The 20,820-nt window shown below is 63.8% G+C and carries 23 protein-coding genes; 9 read left to right on the forward strand and 14 right to left on the reverse strand.

Annotation, left to right across the window (positions count from 1 at the left end):
- The first annotated feature begins 2 nt into the window (after positions 1–2).
- Positions 3–2,177 carry a TonB-dependent copper receptor gene (locus HS961_RS12315; RefSeq protein WP_182322350.1) on the forward strand — a complete coding sequence of 725 codons (2,175 nt, stop codon included), beginning with the start codon at positions 3–5 and terminating at the stop codon, positions 2,175–2,177.
- Positions 2,178–2,234: 57 nt separating this feature from the next.
- On the opposite strand, the gene HS961_RS12320 is transcribed toward HS961_RS12315, so the two are convergent.
- Entirely contained in the window at positions 2,235–2,705 is a 471-nt protein-coding gene (locus HS961_RS12320; RefSeq protein WP_182322352.1) for a CopD family protein, read from the reverse strand.
- Between the two features lie 65 nt (positions 2,706–2,770).
- Entirely contained in the window at positions 2,771–3,268 is a 498-nt protein-coding gene (locus HS961_RS12325; RefSeq protein ID WP_182328248.1) for a flavodoxin family protein, read from the reverse strand.
- A 117-nt stretch (positions 3,269–3,385) separates the two neighbouring features.
- On the opposite strand from HS961_RS12325, the gene HS961_RS12330 reads away from it, so the two are divergent.
- Positions 3,386–3,811, forward strand: a complete 426-nt coding sequence (locus tag HS961_RS12330; protein WP_182322354.1) for a PaaI family thioesterase — start codon at positions 3,386–3,388, stop codon at positions 3,809–3,811.
- Between the two features lie 19 nt (positions 3,812–3,830).
- Here HS961_RS12330 and HS961_RS12335 read toward each other — a convergent pair whose 3' ends face one another.
- Both HS961_RS12335 and HS961_RS12340 read right to left on the reverse strand, forming a co-directional pair.
- On the reverse strand, positions 3,831–4,619 hold the full coding sequence (locus tag HS961_RS12335; RefSeq protein WP_182322356.1) for an enoyl-CoA hydratase/isomerase family protein: 789 nt from the start codon (positions 4,617–4,619) through the stop codon (positions 3,831–3,833).
- A gap of 51 nt (positions 4,620–4,670) precedes the next feature.
- Positions 4,671–5,660, reverse strand: coding sequence for a Bug family tripartite tricarboxylate transporter substrate binding protein (locus tag HS961_RS12340; RefSeq protein ID WP_182322358.1), 990 nt, complete (start codon positions 5,658–5,660; stop codon positions 4,671–4,673).
- A gap of 209 nt (positions 5,661–5,869) precedes the next feature.
- On the opposite strand from HS961_RS12340, the gene HS961_RS12345 reads away from it, so the two are divergent.
- A complete protein-coding gene (locus HS961_RS12345) occupies positions 5,870–6,664 on the forward strand; it encodes a crotonase/enoyl-CoA hydratase family protein (RefSeq protein ID WP_182322360.1) in 795 nt (264 codons plus the stop codon).
- Between the two features lie 15 nt (positions 6,665–6,679).
- On the opposite strand, the gene HS961_RS12350 is transcribed toward HS961_RS12345, so the two are convergent.
- Complete coding sequence (locus HS961_RS12350; RefSeq protein ID WP_182322362.1) at positions 6,680–8,128, reverse strand: PLP-dependent aminotransferase family protein; 1,449 nt, start codon at positions 8,126–8,128, stop codon at positions 6,680–6,682.
- 123 nt (positions 8,129–8,251) lie between these two features.
- Between HS961_RS12350 and HS961_RS12355 the strand changes: the two genes are divergently transcribed.
- The 3 genes from HS961_RS12355 to HS961_RS12365 all read left to right on the forward strand — a co-directional run bounded on the left by HS961_RS12355 (position 8,252) and on the right by HS961_RS12365 (position 10,145).
- Positions 8,252–8,689 carry a carboxymuconolactone decarboxylase family protein gene (locus HS961_RS12355; protein ID WP_133857187.1) on the forward strand — a complete coding sequence of 146 codons (438 nt, stop codon included), beginning with the start codon at positions 8,252–8,254 and terminating at the stop codon, positions 8,687–8,689.
- Positions 8,690–8,722: 33 nt separating this feature from the next.
- Positions 8,723–9,448 carry an SDR family oxidoreductase gene (locus HS961_RS12360; protein WP_182322364.1) on the forward strand — a complete coding sequence of 242 codons (726 nt, stop codon included), beginning with the start codon at positions 8,723–8,725 and terminating at the stop codon, positions 9,446–9,448.
- Between the two features lie 61 nt (positions 9,449–9,509).
- A complete protein-coding gene (locus HS961_RS12365) occupies positions 9,510–10,145 on the forward strand; it encodes an FMN-dependent NADH-azoreductase (protein WP_182322366.1) in 636 nt (211 codons plus the stop codon).
- 245 nt (positions 10,146–10,390) lie between these two features.
- On the opposite strand, the gene HS961_RS12370 is transcribed toward HS961_RS12365, so the two are convergent.
- Together HS961_RS12370 and lexA are read right to left on the reverse strand one after the other, a co-directional pair.
- On the reverse strand, positions 10,391–10,933 hold the full coding sequence (locus HS961_RS12370) for a hypothetical protein (RefSeq protein ID WP_182322368.1): 543 nt from the start codon (positions 10,931–10,933) through the stop codon (positions 10,391–10,393).
- Positions 10,934–11,059: 126 nt separating this feature from the next.
- Positions 11,060–11,776 carry a transcriptional repressor LexA gene (gene lexA / locus HS961_RS12375; protein ID WP_182322370.1) on the reverse strand — a complete coding sequence of 239 codons (717 nt, stop codon included), beginning with the start codon at positions 11,774–11,776 and terminating at the stop codon, positions 11,060–11,062.
- 114 nt (positions 11,777–11,890) lie between these two features.
- On the opposite strand from lexA, the gene HS961_RS12380 reads away from it, so the two are divergent.
- Positions 11,891–12,910 carry an asparaginase gene (locus tag HS961_RS12380; RefSeq protein ID WP_238347585.1) on the forward strand — a complete coding sequence of 340 codons (1,020 nt, stop codon included), beginning with the start codon at positions 11,891–11,893 and terminating at the stop codon, positions 12,908–12,910.
- Positions 12,911–13,017: 107 nt separating this feature from the next.
- On the opposite strand, the gene adk is transcribed toward HS961_RS12380, so the two are convergent.
- The 7 genes from adk to HS961_RS12415 all read right to left on the reverse strand — a co-directional run bounded on the left by adk (position 13,018) and on the right by HS961_RS12415 (position 18,009).
- Positions 13,018–13,674: an adenylate kinase gene (gene adk / locus HS961_RS12385; RefSeq protein WP_182322372.1), complete on the reverse strand. Its 657-nt coding sequence runs from the start codon at positions 13,672–13,674 to the stop codon at positions 13,018–13,020.
- A gap of 216 nt (positions 13,675–13,890) precedes the next feature.
- Complete coding sequence (gene kdsB / locus HS961_RS12390) at positions 13,891–14,685, reverse strand: 3-deoxy-manno-octulosonate cytidylyltransferase (RefSeq protein WP_182322374.1); 795 nt, start codon at positions 14,683–14,685, stop codon at positions 13,891–13,893.
- 144 nt (positions 14,686–14,829) lie between these two features.
- Positions 14,830–15,396, reverse strand: coding sequence for a hypothetical protein (locus HS961_RS12395; RefSeq protein WP_182322376.1), 567 nt, complete (start codon positions 15,394–15,396; stop codon positions 14,830–14,832).
- 189 nt (positions 15,397–15,585) lie between these two features.
- Positions 15,586–15,783, reverse strand: coding sequence for a Trm112 family protein (locus HS961_RS12400; RefSeq protein ID WP_182322378.1), 198 nt, complete (start codon positions 15,781–15,783; stop codon positions 15,586–15,588).
- 8 nt (positions 15,784–15,791) lie between these two features.
- A complete protein-coding gene (lpxK, locus tag HS961_RS12405; protein WP_182322380.1) occupies positions 15,792–16,910 on the reverse strand; it encodes a tetraacyldisaccharide 4'-kinase in 1,119 nt (372 codons plus the stop codon).
- Positions 16,911–16,952: 42 nt separating this feature from the next.
- Positions 16,953–17,369, reverse strand: coding sequence for an ExbD/TolR family protein (locus tag HS961_RS12410; RefSeq protein ID WP_182322381.1), 417 nt, complete (start codon positions 17,367–17,369; stop codon positions 16,953–16,955).
- A gap of 19 nt (positions 17,370–17,388) precedes the next feature.
- Positions 17,389–18,009 carry a MotA/TolQ/ExbB proton channel family protein gene (locus tag HS961_RS12415; protein WP_182322382.1) on the reverse strand — a complete coding sequence of 207 codons (621 nt, stop codon included), beginning with the start codon at positions 18,007–18,009 and terminating at the stop codon, positions 17,389–17,391.
- Between the two features lie 625 nt (positions 18,010–18,634).
- Between HS961_RS12415 and xseA the strand changes: the two genes are divergently transcribed.
- Complete coding sequence (gene xseA / locus HS961_RS12420; protein WP_182322383.1) at positions 18,635–19,996, forward strand: exodeoxyribonuclease VII large subunit; 1,362 nt, start codon at positions 18,635–18,637, stop codon at positions 19,994–19,996.
- Between the two features lie 218 nt (positions 19,997–20,214).
- Positions 20,215–20,796 carry a superoxide dismutase gene (locus tag HS961_RS12425; RefSeq protein ID WP_182322384.1) on the forward strand — a complete coding sequence of 194 codons (582 nt, stop codon included), beginning with the start codon at positions 20,215–20,217 and terminating at the stop codon, positions 20,794–20,796.
- The last annotated feature ends 24 nt before the right edge of the window (positions 20,797–20,820 follow it).

Below are 20,820 nucleotides of genomic sequence, written 5' to 3' on the forward strand. Positions count from 1 at the left end.
CCATGACTTCTATCCTTTTTGCGGCAGCGCCTGGCCTGCGCCTGCCAGCCCCGCCGCGCCTGTGGCCCCAGCGACCGCAGATGGCCTTCTCCGTCCTGGTCTTGGCAATGACATCCGCTGGAGCACAAGCTTCGGCCGCCCTGGATACTGCTGCGGCCAGCGCACCAGAAATCAGCCTGCAAGAAACGGTGGTGACGGCCGTACACGAGCATTCCCCGCTGCAAGTGGTAGCCGATCCCAAGCAGCCGCGCCAACCGGTGCCGGCCAGCGATGCCGCCGACTACCTTAAAAGCATTCCGGGCTTCTCTGCGATCCGCAGTGGCGGCTCCAACAGCGACCCGGTGTTCCGCGGCCAGTTTGGCTCGCGCCTGCCGATATTGACCAATGGCCAAACCTTGCTGGGCGCTTGCCCGGCGCGCATGGATTCGCCCAGCTCCTATATCTCGCCGGAGACCTACGATGTGCTGACGGTGGTCAAGGGCCCGCAGACGGTGATCTGGGGGCCAGGGGCATCGGCCGGTGTGGTGCGCTTTGACCGCGAACGGCCCGCATTGGGCAGCGGCCAGGTGCGCCTGTCTGCCAGCCTGCAAGGTGGCACAGCGGCGCGCAGCGACCAGAACATCGACCTGCTGGCCGGCAATGCCGCGTACTACGTTCGCCTTACTGCCAACCATTCGCAAAGCAAGGACTACCGCGACGGCGATGGCCAGCGCGTGCCTTCGCACTGGGACAAATGGAACACCGATGTGGCGATTGGCTGGACGCCCGATGCCAACACCTGGCTGGAGCTGAGCGCCGGCCAAGGCGATGGTGAGGCGCGCTATGGCGGCCGGGGCATGGACGGCACCCAGTTCAAGCGCGAAAGCTATGGCCTGCGGCTGGAGAAAAAGAACCTGAGCGAGGCCTTGACCAAGCTGGAAGCGCAGCTGTACTACAACCGCGCCGACCATGTGATGGACAACTTCAGCCTGCGGCCTTTTGTGCCGGAGGGGGGCATGTCCATGCCGATGGCGGCCAATGTGCGGCGCACCACCACCGGCATGCGCGTGGCCACCACTTGGCAGCTAGGCCCGCACACCGAAGCGGTGCTGGGCGTGGATGCCATGGGCAGCCCGCACGACAGCCGATCAGGCACGGAGATGCAGCCCTACCGCAACAAGCCCTGGGCGCGGGATGCGAAGTTCAGCAACCAGGGTCTGTTTGCGCAGGCCACGCAGCACCTGGGCAGCGAGGACAAACTGGTGGCCGGCCTGCGGCTGGACCGGGCACAGGCCTGGCGCTACCCCAGCGACAGCGGCATGGGCGGCATGGATGGTATGGGCGATATGGGCACGATGGGGGGCATGCAGGCCATGGCCGGCATGGAGGGCAGCATGGCCGCCACCGCTAGCAACCACCGCAAACGCAGCGCCATGCCCAGTGGCTTTCTGCGTTGGGAGCGCGCCCGCGCCGATGGCAGCACGCTCTATGCCGGTATTGGCCATGTGCAGCGCTTTCCGGATTACTGGGAGCTGATATCGCCCAGCAACAGCGCCGCAGACCAGGGTGATGCCTTCAACCGCCTGCGGCCGGAGAAGACCACGCAGCTTGATGTGGGCGCCAGCTGGAAGGGCGCGGACTGGCTGCTCTGGACCTCCGCCTATGTCGGCCAGGTGCAGGACTATCTGCTGTTTGACTATGCCGGCATGGCCTCCAATGTGCGCAATGTGCAGGCGCGCACCGCTGGCGCCGAGCTGGGTGGCAGCTACCAGCTGAGCCCCAGCCTGACCGCCCAGGCCACCCTGGCCTACAGCTGGGCCCGCAACCGCAGCGATGGCAAGCCCTTGCCGCAGCTGCCACCACTGGAGGCCAAGCTGGGCCTGGATTACCGACAAGGGCCCTGGAGTGCCGGCGCGCTGTGGCGCTTGGTTGCTGCCCAGCACCGCTATGCCATTGGTCAGGGCAATGTTGTGGGCCAGGATCTGGGGCCGAGCGCCGGGTTTGGGGTGCTGTCGCTCAATGCCGGCTACAAGATCAGCGAGCAGCTGCGCCTGACTGCCGGTATCGACAATGTCTTTAACAAGACCTATGCCGAGCACCTGAACCTGGCCGGCAACGCGGGCTTTGGCTTCCCCGGCGGCGTGCGCATCAACGAGCCAGGGCGCACTCTGTGGCTGCGAGGGGATATGAAGTTCTGATGCGGGCCAGCGCCCCTGCCGGGCAGGATCCGGTGGCGGCGCTGCGGCTTCGAGTTCTTACAGCGGGACGCGCAGAAAAAGCACAATCACCGTGCCCAGCGCCAGGTTCAGTGCGACGAGCTGGCGAATCTGGCCCAGGGCCTTGCCGCCGGCCGGCCAGTCTTTGGCATTGACGGCCTTGTCCAGCCGCTTGAACAGCGCAAAACGGATGTGGCCAAAGACGGCCATCATCGCCAGGCCCAGCACGGCCATCACCATCCAGGAGACGGGCATGCTGAACTTGGCCCCCGCCTGCGCGGCCATCTTATGGACCAGGCCCATCATGCCGATGCCCGACAGCAGCACGGCGGCGATGATCACCATCACCACTGCAAAAAAGCGCTGAAGCACATCGCGCATCAGCATCAGCCGCTGCGGTGGCTCCAGCTGTTGCAGGGCGGGGCGCAGAAAGAAATGGGCAAAGGCCATGCCGCCGAGCCAGACGATGATGGACAGCAGATGGACGGTTTTGAGAATGATGTAGAGCATCGGGGGGCGCCGTTTTATGGTGTGGGGGTGCGCGTATGGTACGCGCCAATCCAGCCATGCTGGGCTTAGAAAATCCCCATGGCCAAACCCGCCGCCATCGCTTCGCCTAGTTCGCGGCAGCGCTGCAGATCGTCCGCGCCAATCTGCTTGGTCGCTGCAATGGCCTCGGGCGTTTGTGCATGGGTGCAGACAATCAGCGGCTCTGCGATGGGCTTGAGCCGCCACCCTGTCGCTATGCGGGCAATCTGACGCGCCGCGTTGCTGCCATCGCTGCCGGCGCAGACAACGCTGGCATAGGGGCGGCCCTGAATGCGGTCGAGTGCTGGGTAGTAGCAGCGGTCAAAAAAGTCCTTCATCAGCCCGCTGATCGATGCCAGGTTTTCGGGGCAGACAAAGAGGTAGCCGCTGGCGGCCAATACGTCGGCCGGGCCGGCATCGGGTGCGCAGAGCAGGCGCACTTGCACACCCGGCTGGCTGGCGGCCGCCGCGCGCGCGGCCTCGGCCATCTGGCGGCTGCCGTCGGTATGGCTGTGGTACACGATCAGGAGTTGGGGGCTGTCCATGGCCGCCAGCATAGTGGCAAAGGCGGCTGTCATGTGCAGGACGCGGGGCCGCGCCATGGGCTGCGCTGCATGCTAGATTGCCCCATCACTACCAAACCATGGCTCCAAGGCACCACCATGAACGACCTGTTTGAACGCATCTCCACCAGCTTCCATGCCCAAGGGCTGATGCAGACCCTCGGCGCAAGCTTGCTGTCGGTGGCGCCGGGGGAGGTGCAGATTGCGCTGCCCTACCAAAAGACGCTGTCGCAGCAGCATGGCTTTTTGCATGCGGGTGCCGTCAGCAGCGTGGTCGACAGTGCGGCGGGCTATGCCGCGCTGACGGTGGCGGCAGAGGGCTACGAGGTGGTGACGGCCGAGTTCAAGATCAACCTGATGCGCCCGGCCATTGGCGAGCGCTTTGTCGCGATTGGCAAGGTGGTGAATGCCGGCAAGTTGCTGACGGTGTGCAGCGGCGAGGTGTTGGCCTATGGCGCAGATGCGGCAGTGCCACCCAAGGTGGTGGCGCTGCTGCAGGCAACGATTGTCAATGTGAAGTACTGATGGGGCTGCGCGCAAGCGCTTAGTCTTGCCACTGGAACAGCGGCGGCTGCTTGCCCACAAAGCGGGCAATCGCCTCCTGGTGGAAGGCGCTTTCGCGGCACAAAGTCTGGGCCAGCGCCTCTTGCTGGTAGATCTCGTCGCGCTGGGTCTCAAAGGCGCGGTTCATCACGCGTTTGGTGTAGCCCATGGCCTCGGTCGGTGCGCTGGCAAAGCGCTCGGCAAAGGCCAGTGCATCGGTCAAAACATCTTCGCTGCCGATCTTGTAGACCATGCCCATCTGCTGCGCCTCAGGGGCGGCAACCACGCGTGCGGTAAAGGCCAGCTCCTTGGCCGCTTGCAGGCCCACCAGGCGCGGCAGCAAATACATGCCGGCCAGATCGGGCACAAAGCCGATCTTGGCAAACACGCAGCAGAACTTGGCAGAGGGTGCGGCCAGCACAAAGTCGCCCGCCAGCGCCAGCGACAGGCCGGCGCCAAAGGCGCTGCCCTGCACGGCGGTGATGACGGGCTTTTCCATGTCCAGCAGCTCGTCAAACCAGCGGTGCAGGCCCAGCATGCGGTTGCGGCTGTCAAACACATCCTGCTTGCCGGCGACAGCGGCCTGCATGCTCTTGATATCGCCACCGGCGCAGAAATGGCCGCCGGCCCCCGTCAGCACCACCGCCTTGATGGCGCGGTCATCGCGCACCTGCGGGATCAGGCGGCTGAAGTCCTCGCGCATATGCTCGTCGAGTGCATTGCGGGCCTGGGGGCGGTTCATCGTCAGCACGGCAGTGGTGCCATGCATGCTCAGGGTCAGGGCGGTCATAACGGTCAGTTCTAAAAATAAAGCGTTGAGGTGGCCAGGAGAAGGGCCCGGCTAGTCGGCGCGGATGCCCAGCTTTTTGGCGACCGGTATCCAGCGTTCGCGCTCGGAGGCCATAAATTGCCCCCATTCTGCGGTGCTGGCTGCAATCGGCTGCGCACCTATGCGACGCAGGCGCTCTTGTACCTCCGGCTTGGCGAGGGACTGGTTGACCGCCTGCGCCATGCGTGCCACGGCGTCGGCCGGCGCGCCGATGCGGGCCACCAGGCCAAACCAGGCGCTGGCGTCGGTATCGCCAAAGCCCAGCTCGGCCAAGGTAGGGACCTGGGGCAGCGCTGCAAAACGCTGCTTGTCCAAAATCGCCAGTGGCACAATGCGCCCGCCGATCGCCTGCTGCATGCAGGAGGGCAGGGCGTCGAACATGATGTCCACATTGCCACCCATCATGCTGGTGATGGCTGGCGCACTGCCGGAGAACGGCACGTGGGTGACCTGGAAACCCATGCGCTCGCTGGCATATTCGCCCGCCAGGTGGGTGATATTGCCGCTGCCAGCTGAGCCCATGCTGAGCGTCTTGCCTTGGCGCTGCGCCTGCTGGGCCAACGTGATCAATGCGGGCAGATCATTGGCGCCCAGGTCCTTGCGGGTGACCAGCAGCAAAGGCGCCTTGCCCAGGCCCGCGACGGGCACAAAATCCCTGACGGGGTCATAGCTCATCTTGGCGTAGATGGCGCTGTTGATGACCAGCGGCGCATTGGAGCCGACAAAGAAGGTCAGCCCATCGGCGGGCGCGCGCAATGCCGTCTCGGCCGCAATCATGCCGGCCGCGCCGGCCTTGTTCTCGATAACGATGGGCTGGCCGCTGCTCTGGCCTACATCCTGGGCGACGATGCGCGTGATCTGGTCGGCAGCCCCGCCTGCGGGGTAGGGCACGACCCAGCGTAAGGGGGCATCTGCCGCACGTGCCAGCCAGGGGCTGGCCAGGCTGGCGGCCGCGCCCCATTGCACAAGTCGGTGGCTGAAATGGCGTCGGGATATGGGCATCAACTGTCTCCTAGGCAGCATGTAGTTATAGGCATGTGGGGCACTGCCTGCCCCAGCATCCATGCAGGCTAGGGCCGTTTTTGGACAGCGTCCAATACCAAATTGCACTCAGCTGATATGCAGGCGCATGCGGTCTTTCCCCGTATGCTGGCGCATCAGGCGCACAGCGCTGACTGCATCAAGACCTACCGGAACCAGGAGCCCCATCCATGACTGCATTTTTGAAATACGAACAGCAAGGCCATGTTGTCACCCTGACGATGAGCCAACCCGAGCGCCGCAACCCGCTGACCGGCAACACGGCGGTGGCCGAGATTCTGGCTGCCTGCGAGACGATTGCGGCTGACAGCAGCGTGCGTGCGGTCATCCTGACGGGCGAGGGCCCCGCGTTCTCGTCAGGGGGCGACATCAAAACCATGCAGCAGCAGTCCTTTGGCGAGGTGGATGGCATGCGCATCCGCGATGACTACCGCCGTGGTATCCAGCGCCTGCCGCTGGCGCTGTTCAACCTGGAAGTACCAACCATCGCGGCCATCAATGGTGCGGCGGTGGGCGCGGGGCTGGATCTGGCCTGCATGTGCGATCTGCGCGTGGCCTCGGACAAGGCCAAGTTTGCCGAGAGCTTTGTGAAGATGGGCATCATCCCCGGCGACGGCGGTGCCTGGCTGCTGCCCCGGGTGATTGGCATGGCGCGCGCGGCTGAGCTGTCGTTGACTGGCCGCATGATCGATGCTGCCACCGCCCTGCAATGGGGTTTGGTGTCGCAGGTGGTGCCGCCCGAGGAGCTGTTGAACGCCGCCAATTCCTTGGCCAGCGAGATTGCGGCCAACCCGCCCCAGGTCACCCGCATGACCAAGAAGCTGATGCGCGAAGGCATGCACCAGAGCCTGGCCTCGTTGCTGGAGTTGTCGGCGGCCTACCAGGCGCTGGCGCACCAAACGGCCGACCACCGTGAAGCCGTGAGCGCGTTCCTGGAAAAGCGCACGCCTGAATTCAAGGGCTAAGTCACCGTTTGCCCGCTAGCCGAAGGCTTGTTGGATCTGGCGGGCCAGCTGCAGCGCCTGCGCCTCGCTGCTGATATTGGCAAAGCCCATCAACAGGCCTTGGCGCGGCGCGGCATCGATATACCAGCGTGACAGCGGATGCGTGGCCAGGCCCAACACGCGTGCGCGCTGGGCCACGAGGCTGTCGTTGTCGCCGTCCTGAATCTGGCCGAGCAAGTGCAGACCGCCGGGCTGCAGGTCAATGCGCAGGCGATCGCCCAATACCTGCTGAAAACTGCGCTGTGCCACCGCGCGGCGCTCGGCATACAACAGCCGCATCTTTTTGAGATGGCGCGCAAAGTGGCCCTGGGCCATAAAGTCGGCCACGCTGGCCTGCAGCAGATAGGGGCAGCCGGCATTGAGGTTGGAGCTGACGGCCTGAAAGCGTGGCACCACCTCCAGTGGCACAACGGTATAGGCCAGGCGCAGACCAGGAAACATCACCTTGCTGAAGGTGCCGGCGTAGATCACGCGGTCCTGCCGGTCCAGGCTTTTGAGGGCGGGCAGGGGCCGGCCTTGGTAGCGGAACTCGCTGTCGTAGTCATCCTCGATGATCCAGCTGCCGGCCTCGCGGGCCCAGTCCAGCAGCGCCATGCGCCGCTCCAGCGACAAGGTGACGCCCAGCGGGCTTTGGTGCGAGGGAGTCACCATGGCAAATTTTGCGTAAGGGCTCAGCTGCCGGCCCATATCGACCTGCAGACCTTGCGCATCCACCGGCACCGGCACGATTTGCACGGCCGCATTCTGCAAAAAGGGACGCGCCAGGATGTAACCCGGGTCCTCAAACCAGAAGGCATCGCCGGGGCTGGCGAGGCTGCGCAGGCTCAGCTCCAAGGTGTTGCGCAGGCCGGTGGTGATAAACACCTGCTCGGGCACGCAGGTGACGCCGCGCGACACCGCCAGATAGGCCGCTATGCGTTGGCGCAACTCTTCGTCGCCCTGCGGGTTGGGGTAGGCCAGACGGTAGGGCTCGCTGCTGCGCAGGCGGTGGGTGACCAGCCGATTCCAGACCTTGCGCGGAAAGGCATCGATCGCCGGCAGCCCCAGCTGCAGCGGGCGCGGCTGCAAGCCGTCGTGGTCCACGATATCGGCGGCCGGTGGCTGAGCGATGGCTTGTGGCGCAGAGGCTTTAGCGGCTTGGGGCAGGCTCGGGGAGATGACCGTGCCCGCCGCCCCGCGTACCTGGAAATAGCCTTCATCGGCCAGGATGCGGTAGGCCAGATCGACGGTGCCCCGGGACAGGTTCAGCGCGGTCGCCAATGCCCGTGCCGCAGGCACCCGGTCGCCCGCACGCAGATGGCCTTGTGCAATGGCGGTCTTGAAGCGCTGGCAGATCTGCAGGTACATGGGCAGCTGCAGGCTGCGGTCTACCTGCAATTGCAAGGCTTGTACGGGATCGATGTGGGCGCGGGCGGGGTCGGGCATCATGGCATTCCAATCTTGGCCTAGTCATTTTTGCATTTCTTGGCTCTTTTGGCTTGGCCAAGACAAACGCATACTCGCTAACAGCAACGGAATTCACCGGCGCAACCTTGGATGGAGCTTGATATGCAAACCCGACTCGACTTCTACACCGCTGACCCCGCCATCATGAAAGTACTGCTGGGCGTGGAAAATCAGATTGCCAAAGGCAGCCTGGACATTTTGCTCAAGGAACTGGTGCGCCTGCGCGCCTCGCAGATCAATGGCTGTGCCTTTTGCCTTGACATGCATGTGACTGACGCTGTGAAAGCCGGCGAATCCAGCCGCCGCCTGGCGACTGTGGCCGCTTGGCGCGAGACCCCCTTCTTCAGCGACCGTGAGCGTGCCGCGCTGGAGTGGACCGAGGCACTGACCCTTGTCTCGCACGACCATGTTCCCGATGCTGTCTGGGAAGCTGTGCGCCCCCACTTCACCGATGCCGAGCTGATGGAGCTGACGGCCGTGATCACCTCGATCAACAGCTGGAACCGCTTTGCGATTGCCTTCCGCAAGATGCCCGTTTAAGAAGCTAGCTCCCGGCACGGCGCAAGGCGGCCTATGAAAGTCCTGGTTCTGGGCGGCTGCAAGCCGCTGGGCGAGAAGGTGGTCAGCAATCTGCGGCAGCTGGGTTACCCAGTGGTCGCGGATGCGGACCCCAGGCAGCCGGCTGCGCTGCATGGCGTTGAAGTGTTGATTGATGTGCGCGAGCCTCCTGTGATCGACACGGTTGATGCGCTGGAGGACTGGGCGCGTGCATGCCGGCAGTTGAATGCCGCCATCGCCGCTGCCGCTGTGGCACACCACATTGCGCTGTCTGCGTTGGGTGTGCAGCGCTTGCAAGGCAGCAGCTACTACCAGGCTATCGCGTTGCGAGAACAGCTGATCCAGGCAGGCCGCACGCCTTATACGGTGCTGCGTGCGGCACTCTTGTACGAAAGCCTGGCGCAGCTGGCACACAACGGCACAGCCGCTGCCGAGCTGGCGATGCCCGTGGCCCAGGTGCAGCCGATGGCGGCCGAGGACTTGGCGATGCTGGTGGCCGACGCCGCGCTGGCGCGGCCTTTACAGGGCTGCATGGACGTGGCCGGCCCGCAGAAGATGGCGATGGCCGACTGGGTGCAGCAGTACCTGCGCTTGCGAGGCGATCCGCTCACGGTGCTGAGCGATGCCGATGTGCCTTACCGGGGTGCGCTGCTGGACGATGACTGCCTGGTCCCGGTGGGGCCAGCACGCCTGGGGTGGACGACGTTGGCCGCCTGGGTCGGCAAATCCAGGGCAGCTTGATACCGCCGAACTTGGCTGAACTAGCCTTTTTGGCCTCACTACTCAAACGATTGGACGAACGATGACCCGTACCTTGCTCTTGAACTGTGGCCCACACGGCCAAGCCAGCCATGGCTACCAACTGGCGACCGACATGCTGGCGGAGCTGGGCCTTGCGCAGCAGCCGCTGCTGGAACGTGATCTGGTGGCGACACCCATACCGCCTATCGGCCGCGACTATGCGCTGGCCATCACCTCAAACGCGGGCGCTGATGCTCCGGCGCTGGCCTGGTCGGAAACGCTGATTAAGGAACTGGAAGACAGCGATCTGCTGCTGATCGTGACGCCCATGCACAACTTTGCGGTGCCGGCCACGCTCAAGCTCTGGCTGGATCAGGTAATCCGCATCCACCGCAGCTTTGCAGCCACGCCCGAAGGCAAGATAGGTCTGATGAAGGACCGGCCCACCTTGGTGCTGGTGAGTTCCGGAGGCTTCCATGCAGGGCCAAAGGCGCGTCAGGAGGACTTTTTGACGCCTTATTTGCGCTATGCGCTGGCCTCCATCGGCATCCGCAATGTGCATTTTGTGTTGCTGCAAGGCCTGGTGTTTGGGCCGGACGCGGTGGCATCTGCAGTGGGCAGCGCCCGAGACGCACTGCGCGAGCAATTGGCGCCGTTCAAGCGGCAGGCGCAGGAAGCGGCTGCAGTAGTGCGTTGAGCGACAGACACATAAGAAAAAGCCAACGGCAATAGCGGATGGGTGTCAGCGAACTGTGGTTAACGGCTGAGCACTGAAGGCGCCAGGTTGGCACCTGCCCAGCGTCCCGGTATCGACCGATGCGTTCAGCGCTTGCCTTGCCGCAGCATGCCGATCCTGCAGTCCGCATTCCTGAAGCCATCGACGGCAGCCATGCAGCGACCAGCAGGCTGGCCACAACGCACCAGCCTGGGCTTGGCTCCGGCTTACACCGCGTGCAGGTGTTCCAGCCGCTCCAGGCGTTCCAGCTCGGCACAGATGTCGGCCATGCTGCCCGACATGGCCCAGCGCATGCCCTTTTGGCGGTGCAGGCTGGCCGGCTGGGCCCAGTACATTTTGATAGGGGCATCGTTGGCGGCCTGGGCGCTGCAGCGCTGTACCGACAGAAAAGGGCGTGCGGGAGACTGGATGCCGGCAGAGAGGCGGCGGCGCGCTGCTGGTTTGCGCGGCAGGCGAATGCGGTCGATGGGGCGTTGTGCGGGGGCCTCATCGGCAGGGCTGTCCACGCCTGGCTGAGCGCTGGGGTCATCAAGCAAACTCAGCTGCTGCGCGGCACCACGCTGTGCAGCAATGGAGGATGCAGCGACAAAGCAGTGCACCTGGGCAGCATGCTGACCGTCATTGGCGGCGCCATGGCCGGGCTGGCGCCGGCGGCCGCGCACAATGGCGCGTTGGATGGACTGGAACCAGGGCAGGCCGGCGACGAGGGAAAAAGGCGCAAGCGCGCGCAATGCATCTGCTACGAGCATAGGAAAGTCCTTGGTGTACGGGTAACAGCAGGATTGCGCTAGGGCGAGCGCATCCCCAGGGCTGTGGGCCGGGTGCCCACAACGCCCGCTACCTGGGGTTGCGCAGAGAGGGGTAAGGCGCTGGGCCTAGTTCAGCATCGTGTTGCGGATCAGGCCGACGGCGATGCCTTCGATCTCGAAGGGCTCGCCGGGCTGCACGATGATCGGCAGGTAATCCGGGTTTTCGGCCAGCAGCTCGATGCCATCCTTGGTGCGCTGCAGGCGCTTGACGGTGACGTCATCACCCAGGCGGGCGACGATGATCTGGCCATTGCGGGCCTCGCGGGTGGCTTTGACGGCGAGCAGGTCGCCATCGATGATGCCGATGTCGCGCATCGACATGCCGCGCACCTTGAGCAGGTAATCGGGCTGCTGCTGGAACAGGCCGCCTTCGACGGTGTAGGTTTGGTCCACATGCTCTTGCGCCAGGATGGGCGAGCCAGCGGAAACGCGGCCAATCAGCGGCAAGGCCAGCTGGGCCAGCTCTTGCACCACACGGCCCACGCCCGCGGTGGCGTTGGATACGCCCGCCAGCGGCGACGAAAAGCGAGTGCCACGTGCGGCATTGATAGAGCGCACGGTATCGCTTTGCAGGCGGATACCCCGGGAGGTGCCGCTGACCAGCTCAATCACGCCTTTGCGGGCCAGCGCCTTGAGGTGGTCTTCTGCCGAATTGGCGGATTTGAAGCCCAGCTTGCTGGCGATTTCGGCACGGGTTGGCGGGGCGCCGGTGCGCGAAATGGCGGTCTGGATCAGGTCCAGAATTTCTTGTTGGCGTGCGGTGAGTTTGGGATGGTCTCGCATAAGATCTCCGTGTGATCTGCGGCGCTGGGCACTAGCAAAGCTATTGCGCGTTCCAACACCTGTATATCAATCCAGTACCTGTATTTTTAACCAGTTTTTTGCAGGAGGCAAGCCTTGCAGCCAAAAATTTTGATCATTGGCACCGGTGGCACCATTGCCGGCATGGCCGATGACGCCGAGAAACCCGGCCAGTACCGCGCGGCTGCGCTGTCGATTGCGTCACTGTTAGCGGGAGTGAGCGGTATAGAGAAGGCCGCTGCAGGCCCGCTGGATGCGATACAGATAGCGCAAATTGATAGCAAGGATATGAGCGACACCGTCTGGCATGCACTGCTCAAGGCCTGCGATGCGGCGATGCGCGATGACGGGGTGCGTGGTGTTGTTATCACCCACGGTACCGATACCCTGGAAGACACGGCCTGGTTTTTGCACTGCGTATTGGGGCGCTTGCCCAAGCCGGTGGTGCTGACCTGTGCCATGCGCCCGGCCAATGCGCTGATGCCCGATGGGCCGCAGAACCTCAAGGATGCCGTCGCTGCTGCTGCCGCCTTGGATGCCGAAGGCCAACCGCTGCTGCGCGAGGTGGTGGCTGTGACCGGCAGCGGCGAGCTGCACAGTGCGCGCTGGCTGCAAAAGGTGCATCCGCACCGCTTGCTGGCCTTTTCATCGGGCGAGCAGGGGCCTGTGGGCTGGGTGGACGGCAGTGCGGTGCAGCTGCGCCATGGCTACGCCCCTGGCTGCGTCGTCGCAGCGGGCAGCTATACCGGCAGCGAATGGCTGGCGGTGCTGCCAGATCCAGTGCAACAGGCCTGGCCCTGGGTGGAGATTGTCACCAGCCATGCGGGGATACGGCCCGGTTTGGTGGATGCCTTGCTGGCCCAAGGCCTGGAAGGCCTGGTGCTGGCCACTACCGGCAATGGCACGGTACACGAAGTGCTGCTGTGCGCGGCAGACCGGGCGCGCCAACAAGGGGTGGCGGTATGGCGCAGCAGCCGCTGCAGCGAGGGAGTGATCAGTGATGCCGTGCTGCCTGGGCCGCAACACCTGGCCGCAGACTTGGCGGTGGCGCTGACGCCCTGCAAAACCCGGGTGAGCCTGCAGCTGGTCTTGGCGCAGGCGCAAACGGCGGTCTGACCTTGCCCACTGCTGCCGCTATGCGCTGCACTCGTGCTGCAACGCCTTCGCCATGAAAAAAGCCACTGTCCATAAGACAGTGGCTGTGCAGCTAGCGCGTTGTGCGATCAGGCCTGCAGGGCGGCCATGGCGCGCTGGGTGATCTCATCGACCGAGCCCATGCCGCTGATGGCGCGGTACTTGGGGGCGGCGGCGGGGTCTTGTTCGGCCCAGCTGCTGTAGTAGTCGACCAAGGGGCGGGTCTGGTTGCTGTAGACGTCCAGGCGCTTCTTGACGGTTTCTTCCTTGTCGTCCTCGCGCTGCACCAGCGGCTCGCCGGTCTCATCGTCCAGGCCTTCGGTCTTGGGCGGGTTGAACTTGGTGTGGTAGGTACGGCCAGAGGCGGGGTGGCTGCGGCGGCCGCTCATGCGCTCGATGATGGCGTCAAACGGCACATCGATCTCCAGCACATAGTCGAGCTTGACGCCTGCGGCCTTCATCGCGTCGGCCTGAGGAATCGTGCGCGGGAAGCCGTCAAACAGGAAACCGTTGGCGCAGTCGGACTGGGCAATGCGTTCCTTGACCAGATTGATGATCAGGTCGTCGCTGACCAGCTGGCCGGCATCCATCACGGCCTTGGCCTGCAGGCCCAGCGGGGTGCCAGCCTTGACGGCAGCACGCAGCATGTCGCCGGTGGAAATCTGGGGGATACCGTATTTTTGGCAGATGAAGGCAGCTTGTGTACCTTTGCCGGCGCCGGGTGCTCCCAAAAGAATTAATTTCATGGCGGTCCTTGGAGAATAAAAAACTTGCACGGCAAAAGCGGGCATCAAAGCCCGCTTCTACACAAAAAACTGGGCTTGAGCATATCACGCATCGGGGGAGGGTCAGCCGACTGCAAGGCAATGCGCTGTCTCGGGGGCGCAATCGGGCATCCTGCGCCTTTTAGCTTACGGAGCGCTTGCAGCGTATCGAGTGGGTGGAGGGCCATCTGCAGCAGCCTACATGGTCGCGCCGAGCAGCTGTCGCACACGCACCAGGTCTTCGGGGGTGTCCACGCCCGAGCCCGGAATTTGCCGGGTTACATGCACTGCAATGCGGTGGCCGTGCCACAGCGCGCGCAGCTGCTCCAGCATCTCTATCTGCTCGGTAGGGGCCTGGCTGAGGGTCGGGAAGGTATGCAAAAACTGGGCGCGGTAGCTGTAGATGCCCATGTGGTGGAGTGGCGCAAAACCAGGCGTGCCGGTGGTGCCTGGGTTCTTCCACCAGGTGACATTGACAAAGTCACGCCCCCAGGGGATGGGCGCACGGCTGAAATAGCTGGCCATGCCTTTGGCATCGAGCACCACCTTGACCACATTGGGGCTGAGCAGGGATTCCAGATCCGCAATCGGGTGGGCGACGGTGCCCATGCTGGCCTCGGGGCGTTCGCTCAGCAGCGCGGCAACTGCATCGATCAATGCCGGCGCAATCAAGGGTTCGTCGCCTTGCACGTTGACCACGATGTCATCGCCACCCAACTGCAGCAAGCTGCAGGCTTCGGCCAAGCGATCGCTGCCGCTGGGGTGATTGGCCGAGGTCATCAGCGCTTGCACGCCATGCTTTTTGCAGGCCTCGACGATGCGCTCATCATCGGCGGCCACCACCACCCGCTGGGCTGCGCTTTCTTGCGCGCGCTTGGCCACGCGCACCACCATAGGCAGGCCGGCAATATCAACCAGGGGCTTGTTGGGCAGGCGCGATGAGGCCATGCGCGAAGGAATCAGGACGGTGAACGGCGCGGGAGCGGATGCCATGGTGTGCTAATAAATGAGAGTGGGCCCGGCGGGAATTGTAGCCAGCCCAGGCGGTTTGGCGGGCGGGCAGAGCCCAAGGCATACAGACACAGGCCGTCCGCGCGGGCAGTTGACCGCCATGGACTGCGCTATCGGGCTGAGGGATCAGGGGGCTGGTTTGACCGGGGTGCTGGCCTCGTGGGGTCCAAACAAGATGGCCTCGATGGGGCGCAGTTTCTTGGCGTCGATCACCTCGCGCAGCTTGGGTAACACCGCCACGAGGCCGTCGTAGCCCTGCGCTTTTTCCAGTTGCAACTGCAGGCGAAAGCCCTTGAGCCCCAGCCCGCTGACCAGCTGGCTGGCGGCGGCATAGGCTTTGATATAGCGCTCGCCGGGATCGCTGATGGTGGCAGGTGCGGCTACAGCGGCCGCTGGTGGGGCGGTCGGTGCAGGTATTGCCAGGCTGTCGATGAGTTCGTTGGTGCTGGCGGCGAGCTGGCTGGCATCGCCGCTGCGCAGCAACTCCAGCAGACCTTGTTGCAGCAGTTGCTTGATGTCTTCCAGCACCTGCAGCTGGCCGCCCGCAGACGTTGACAGCGCCATCACCTGCTCAATGCTTTTCTGGCCATCAAACATGATGAAAGCAGGGCGCATGCGGTGGGGCAGAGCGGGGTCTCGGGCGCGCAGCGCCTCCATGCCTTTGTCGGTTTTCTTGAGAATGAGGGTATGCATGGCAATTTGCTGAAAGGGATGGATGCAATCCAACAGGCTTGCCCTGAGGACATGTGTCAAGACCATGTCGCGCAGGGTAAATGCCTAAATTTTCAGCAAATTGTGTCTGTTTTTTACAAAGCTGCTATTGGGGTTTGCCTGTGCGGACGCACCCTGTTGGTGCGCTGCGCCCCGTCTTGGCGCAGATTTTTAATCTGCCGCAGACAAAGCTTCAATTTCCTCATCGCTGAGCGTCCGTGCCTCGCCTTCCAGCATGATCGGCATGCCGTCACGCACGGGGTAGGCTAGGCGGGCACTGCGCGAAACCAGCTCTTGGCGTTCACGGTCATAGCGCAGGGGGCCTTTGGTGACGGGGCATACCAGCAGTTCGAGCAGTTTCGGGTCCATAGCGGCAATCAGTCTTTCTTGATAAGGGAGAGGGCGGCCTGGCGTTGGCGCAGCAATGTATGGACATGCGCCCCAAAAGCGGGGTCAATCGCCACCTCCAAGGGGACGGCCAGGGCCTGCGGGGCAATGCGCCAGAGCTTGTGCGCATCCTTTTCGGTGCACAGCAGCACGGGGGCATCCGCAGCGGCTATTGTAGGTCCGCTGCTTGCAGCAATCCCCAAGCTGGCCAGCCACTGCGGATCGTCCAGCGGCGCATGGTCGGGCAGCGCATCGCTGCGCAACAACTGCAGGCCTTGGGCTTGCAGCATCGCAAAAAATTCTTGCGGGTACGCAATAGCGGCCAGTGCATGCACCGGTCGGTCGCGCAGGTCGGCCAGTGCATGGCGGCGTCCATCCTGCCCCACGGCATAGGGGGCTAGGCTGCGCTGCAGTGGCCAAGTGGCCGCTCCCGTTGCGGCCAGGTGTTGGGGCGGCTGGCCGGCATACAGCACCATGTCCAGCCGTTTTGGCCAGGGCTCCCTCAGCGGGCCGGCGGGCAACTGCCAGCCATTGCCAATGCCTTGGGCGTTGAAGACGGCAATTTCCACATCGCGGGCCAGCGCCAGGTGCTGCAGGCCATCATCGCAGACCAACACATCCACGTCAGGATGGGCCTGCAACACTGCCTGGGCCGCAGTCGCGCGCCGGGCGGCCACATATACGGGCACGCCGCTGCGCTGGGCCATCAGCAGGGGTTCGTCCCCCACCAGACGCGGATCGCTATGGGGCGTGGCGGCAAGGGCTTGGGGTTCTTTGCTGTTCTCGCGCCCATAGCCGCGCGAGATGATGGCAGGCCGCCAGCCCTGGGCTTGCAAGGCCTGCACCAGATGCAAGGTGACGGGGGTTTTGCCGGCACCGCCGGCGATCACATTGCCGACCACCACCACCGGCACGGGTGCGCGGTAGGACTTGCACAGGCCTAATCGATACAGGCTGCGGCGCATGGCGCCCAAAGCGGCATAGGACCAGGACAGCGGCAGCAGCACAAGCGCCAGTGGCCCTCTGTGCTGCCAGGCTGCGGTGATGCGCGCCGACCAGGGGCGTGTTGCAGCGGGCGGCGGCTGCGATGGGGAAGGGGATGCGGTCATGCAGGCTGCATGCTAGCACTGCCCAGGCACGCGGCCTGGGGTTTACTGCGCAGCGGTCTGGGTGGCGAAGGTGATTTGCTGCAGGCCGACGCGGCGGGCGGCTTCCATGACCGAGACCACCGACTGGTGCGGCGCCAGCGCATCGGCGCTGATGATGATGACGCTGTCCTTGCCAGCGGTGGCGGCACTGCGCAGCGCCTCGGCCATGTCGGCAACGGTCTTGCCTTCCAGTGCCTGCTTGCCAACGGCATAGCGGCCATCGGAGGCGACCGAGACGATGATCTCCTTGGGCCGGTCGCGCAATTGCTCGGCGTTGGCCGTAGGCAAGGTCAGCTGCAGCTCGGTGAATTTGCTGTAGGTGGTCGAGAGCATCAGGAAGATGAGGACCACCAGCAGCACATCGATAAACGGGATCAGGTTGATCTCGGGCTCGGTGGTGGTGCGGGGGCGAAAGTTCATGCTGGCTCCTGCCCGGCGATCAGCTGCGACGCAGCTTGTTCAGGTGGCGCAGGAACTGCTCGGCCGACAGCTCCAGCGTGAGCAGGTAGCCATCGACCTGGCTGCGGAAGTAGCGCCAGAAGATCAAGGCAGGAATTGCCACCATCAGACCGAAGGCCGTGTTGTACAGCGCAATCGAGATGCCATGGGCGAGCATGCTGGGGTTGTTGCCACCACCGCCTTGCGAGCCAAAGATCTCGATCATGCCGATCACCGTGCCCAGCAGGCCCAGCAAGGGGGCTGCGGATGCAATGGTGGCCAGTGCGGTGAGGTATTTCTCCAGTTTTTGGGCTTCGCGGCGGCCGGTACTCTCCAGCGTGGCGCGCAGATCGGCCTCGGAGATGCGGGGCTCCAGCGTGATGGTGCGCAGGCCGCTGGCCAGCACTTCACCCAGGGCAGAGTTCTGGCCCAGCTGGTTGACCACTTCGGCACTGGGCACGCCATTGGCAGAGACGGATATCGCTTCTTGGAGCAAATTGGCCGGGGCGACCTTGGCGGTTTTCAGCGCCAGAAAGCGCTCAACAATCAGGGCCAGGGCCAGGATGGAGCAGGCGATCAGAGGCCAGATCGGCCAGCCTGCGGCTTGGATGATGGAAAACAAAATTCTCTCTCCGCTCGTTCTTTTTTCAGCGGCCATTATGGCCCAAGGCCACCGCCGAACCACCTAAAATGCGGCCAGGCGCTGCGTTCAACCCACAGTCCCTGGCATGCCGAAGAGGCCCAGTCATCCACAGAAAATGTGGATAACTTTGTGGGTAATGTGTCATCAGTTGGAAAAATTGCCCAATTTACGCGGCTTTTCTTAGATTGCTTAAAAAATAAGCTGATAAAAATATTTAAAAATCAAAAGCTTGTACGTGGGTTCAATATTTTGTGCTACAGAGTATGACGTATGCATGACGCTGTCACAGAGCCGCTTTCTTGTGGACTAATGCGGCACCAAGGTGTGAGAAACTGTGCGTTGTGTGACGCGCTGACCGGGCGTATGTCGTTGCTGTGACGGGAAAAAATGCCCGTGTCGGTTGGTTGCATTGGCAGCTAATTGGAAGCTGGATATTGGCCTTGCGCCGTTGATTTCGCCATCCTCGGCGCTGCATGCTGTGCCTGTATCGATCATGCCGCTACCATGTCTGCCGGAACCTCCGCCGCGCCGCACTGACGGTCCCGGATACCGTTTTTGACTCTCTGCCTTGCCATCCCAGCCGTTTTGCCAGCTCGCCGTTTTTATGGACACCTCGCCTCATCCTTCGCCCAGCTCGGTCAGCCCCGCCTCCAGCCCCAGCGCCCGTATCTGGGAGGTGGGGGCGCTGTGCCGAGCTGTGGCCGATGCGCTGGCCGCCCGCTTCAACCCGGTGGAGGTGCGCGGTGAGCTGAGCGGTTTCTCCCGCGCCGCCAGCGGCCACTGCTATTTCAACCTCAAGGATGCGAACGGCCAGGTGCGCTGTGCGATGTTCCGTCGCTCCGCGCAGGCGTTGGACTTCAACCCCCGCGATGGCGAGCTGGTCGAAGTCGTCGGCAAGCTGGGGGTCTATGAGCAGCGTGGTGACTTGCAGCTGATCGTCGAAGGCATGCGCCGCGCAGGGCAGGGGGCCTTGTTTGAGCAGTTCTTGCGCCTCAAGGCGCAGTTGGAGTCCGAAGGCCTGTTCGACACGGACCGCAAACGCGCTTTGCCGCTGATGCCGCGCGGCGTTGGTATCGTCACCTCGCTGGGCGCTGCCGCACTGCATGATGTGGTGACGGCGCTGCGCCGGCGCGTGCCGCACCTGCCGGTGGTGCTGGTGCCCGCGCTGGTGCAAGGCGCGCAGGCCGCACCATCGATGGTGGTGGCGCTGCAAAAGCTCTACCGCATGGCAGAGGCCCAGATCGCCTACGACGCAGGCCTCGGCATTGACGCACCAGCCGTGGCCATCGACACCATCTTGCTGGTGCGCGGTGGCGGTTCGTTGGAGGATCTTTGGGCCTTCAATGACGAGCAACTGGCGCGCACCGTGGTGCAAAGCCCGGTGCCACTGGTGAGTGGCGTGGGGCATGAGACCGACTTCACGATCGCCGATTTTTGTGCCGACTTACGCGCCCCCACGCCCACCGCGGCAGCCGAGCTGGTCTGCCAGCCGGGCGATGTGTGGCTGGGCGCGTTGGACCTGATGGAGCAGCGCCTGGCCGATGGCGTACAGCGCCATCTGGACCGCCAGCTGCAGCGCCTGGATATGGCGGCGCGCCAGATTGGCCGGCCTTCCGGCTCGGTGCATGGGCAGCAGCAGCTGCTGGACCGCCTGGGCCGGCGCCTGCAAGCGGCCGCGCAGAGCCAACTGCACAGCCAGGACAAGCGGGTGCAGCACCTAGCCAGTGTCTTCCCTGTGGGCACGGCCCGCCATCTGGAGCGCAGCGAGCAGCGCCTGGCGCAGTTGCATGCGCGGCTGGAGCTGCTCAACCCGCGCCAGGTGCTGTCGCGCGGCTACGCCTTGCTGACCGATATGCAGGGCCAGGTGGTGAGCGCCGTAACCCAGGCGACACCAGGCAAGGCCCTGCATGCCGAGCTGGCCGATGGCAGTGTGGATGTGGTGGTCACCCAGCGCTTGCTGGTGTAGGGCAAGCGCTGGCCATCCAAGCCATTGGCGGCGCTTTCTGACGCCGTGCTGCCTGGCTTGCATGCTATCGTCGCCATAGTAAATGGGCGGAACCCGTATTCATAAACGGGTCGATTTTCCTTTTTACAATCGACCACTGCAGCCGCTGCCGGGCATGTTGCTTGCCAACACCGCCCAGCCCCGGCTTTGCAACCTATACCAACCACGAGGAAACCACGATGGAACGCACCCTGCCACCCCTGCCCTACGCAATCGATGCCCTGGCACCGGCCTATAGCCAGGAAACCCTGGAATACCACCACGGCAAGCACCACAAGGCCTATGTGGACAAGCTCAATGAGCTGCAAAAGGGCACCGAGTTCGAGAACCTGGAACTGGAAGCCGTGATCAAGAAGGCCAGCGGCGGCATCTACAACCAGGCAGCCCAAATCTGGAACCACACCTTCTTCTGGAACTGCATGGCTCCTAACGGTGGCGCTGAGCCTAGCGGCGCGCTGGCCGATGCCATCAACAAGAAGTGGGGCAGCTACGCCGAGTTCAAGAAGGCCTTCCAGGCTTCCGCCGTGGGCAACTTCGGTTCCGGCTGGACCTGGCTGGTGAAGAAGCCTGATGGCTCGGTCGACATCGTCAACACCGGCGCTGCTGGCACCCCGCTTACCACCGACGACAAGGCACTGCTGACCGTTGACGTCTGGGAACACGCCTACTACATCGACTACCGCAATGCCCGTCCGAAGTTTGTCGAAACCTTCTTCGACAAGCTGGTGAACTGGAAGTTTGCTGAAAGCAATTTCGCCTGATAGCGGTTGCCCGGCCTGGTTGCC

This window comes from Comamonas piscis, from assembly GCF_014109725.1.
Classification (GTDB): Bacteria; Pseudomonadota; Gammaproteobacteria; order Burkholderiales; family Burkholderiaceae_C; genus Comamonas; species Comamonas piscis.

What these genes read in the sequence shown, in the direction of transcription:
- HS961_RS12315 (WP_182322350.1), top strand. Translation starts at nt 3, where the DNA reads ATGACTTCTATCCTTTTTGCGGCAGCGCCTGGCCTGCGCCTGCCAGCC.
- HS961_RS12320 (WP_182322352.1), bottom strand. Translation starts at nt 2,705, where the DNA reads ATGCTCTACATCATTCTCAAAACCGTCCATCTGCTGTCCATCATCGTC.
- HS961_RS12325 (WP_182328248.1), bottom strand. Translation starts at nt 3,268, where the DNA reads ATGGACAGCCCCCAACTCCTGATCGTGTACCACAGCCATACCGACGGC.
- HS961_RS12330 (WP_182322354.1), top strand. Translation starts at nt 3,386, where the DNA reads ATGAACGACCTGTTTGAACGCATCTCCACCAGCTTCCATGCCCAAGGG.
- HS961_RS12335 (WP_182322356.1), bottom strand. Translation starts at nt 4,619, where the DNA reads ATGACCGCCCTGACCCTGAGCATGCATGGCACCACTGCCGTGCTGACG.
- HS961_RS12340 (WP_182322358.1), bottom strand. Translation starts at nt 5,660, where the DNA reads ATGCCCATATCCCGACGCCATTTCAGCCACCGACTTGTGCAATGGGGC.
- HS961_RS12345 (WP_182322360.1), top strand. Translation starts at nt 5,870, where the DNA reads ATGACTGCATTTTTGAAATACGAACAGCAAGGCCATGTTGTCACCCTG.
- HS961_RS12350 (WP_182322362.1), bottom strand. Translation starts at nt 8,128, where the DNA reads ATGCCCGACCCCGCCCGCGCCCACATCGATCCCGTACAAGCCTTGCAA.
- HS961_RS12355 (WP_133857187.1), top strand. Translation starts at nt 8,252, where the DNA reads ATGCAAACCCGACTCGACTTCTACACCGCTGACCCCGCCATCATGAAA.
- HS961_RS12360 (WP_182322364.1), top strand. Translation starts at nt 8,723, where the DNA reads ATGAAAGTCCTGGTTCTGGGCGGCTGCAAGCCGCTGGGCGAGAAGGTG.
- HS961_RS12365 (WP_182322366.1), top strand. Translation starts at nt 9,510, where the DNA reads ATGACCCGTACCTTGCTCTTGAACTGTGGCCCACACGGCCAAGCCAGC.
- HS961_RS12370 (WP_182322368.1), bottom strand. Translation starts at nt 10,933, where the DNA reads ATGCTCGTAGCAGATGCATTGCGCGCGCTTGCGCCTTTTTCCCTCGTC.
- lexA (WP_182322370.1), bottom strand. Translation starts at nt 11,776, where the DNA reads ATGCGAGACCATCCCAAACTCACCGCACGCCAACAAGAAATTCTGGAC.
- adk (WP_182322372.1), bottom strand. Translation starts at nt 13,674, where the DNA reads ATGAAATTAATTCTTTTGGGAGCACCCGGCGCCGGCAAAGGTACACAA.
- kdsB (WP_182322374.1), bottom strand. Translation starts at nt 14,685, where the DNA reads ATGGCATCCGCTCCCGCGCCGTTCACCGTCCTGATTCCTTCGCGCATG.
- HS961_RS12395 (WP_182322376.1), bottom strand. Translation starts at nt 15,396, where the DNA reads ATGCATACCCTCATTCTCAAGAAAACCGACAAAGGCATGGAGGCGCTG.
- HS961_RS12400 (WP_182322378.1), bottom strand. Translation starts at nt 15,783, where the DNA reads ATGGACCCGAAACTGCTCGAACTGCTGGTATGCCCCGTCACCAAAGGC.
- lpxK (WP_182322380.1), bottom strand. Translation starts at nt 16,910, where the DNA reads ATGACCGCATCCCCTTCCCCATCGCAGCCGCCGCCCGCTGCAACACGC.
- HS961_RS12410 (WP_182322381.1), bottom strand. Translation starts at nt 17,369, where the DNA reads ATGAACTTTCGCCCCCGCACCACCACCGAGCCCGAGATCAACCTGATC.
- xseA (WP_182322383.1), top strand. Translation starts at nt 18,635, where the DNA reads ATGGACACCTCGCCTCATCCTTCGCCCAGCTCGGTCAGCCCCGCCTCC.
- HS961_RS12425 (WP_182322384.1), top strand. Translation starts at nt 20,215, where the DNA reads ATGGAACGCACCCTGCCACCCCTGCCCTACGCAATCGATGCCCTGGCA.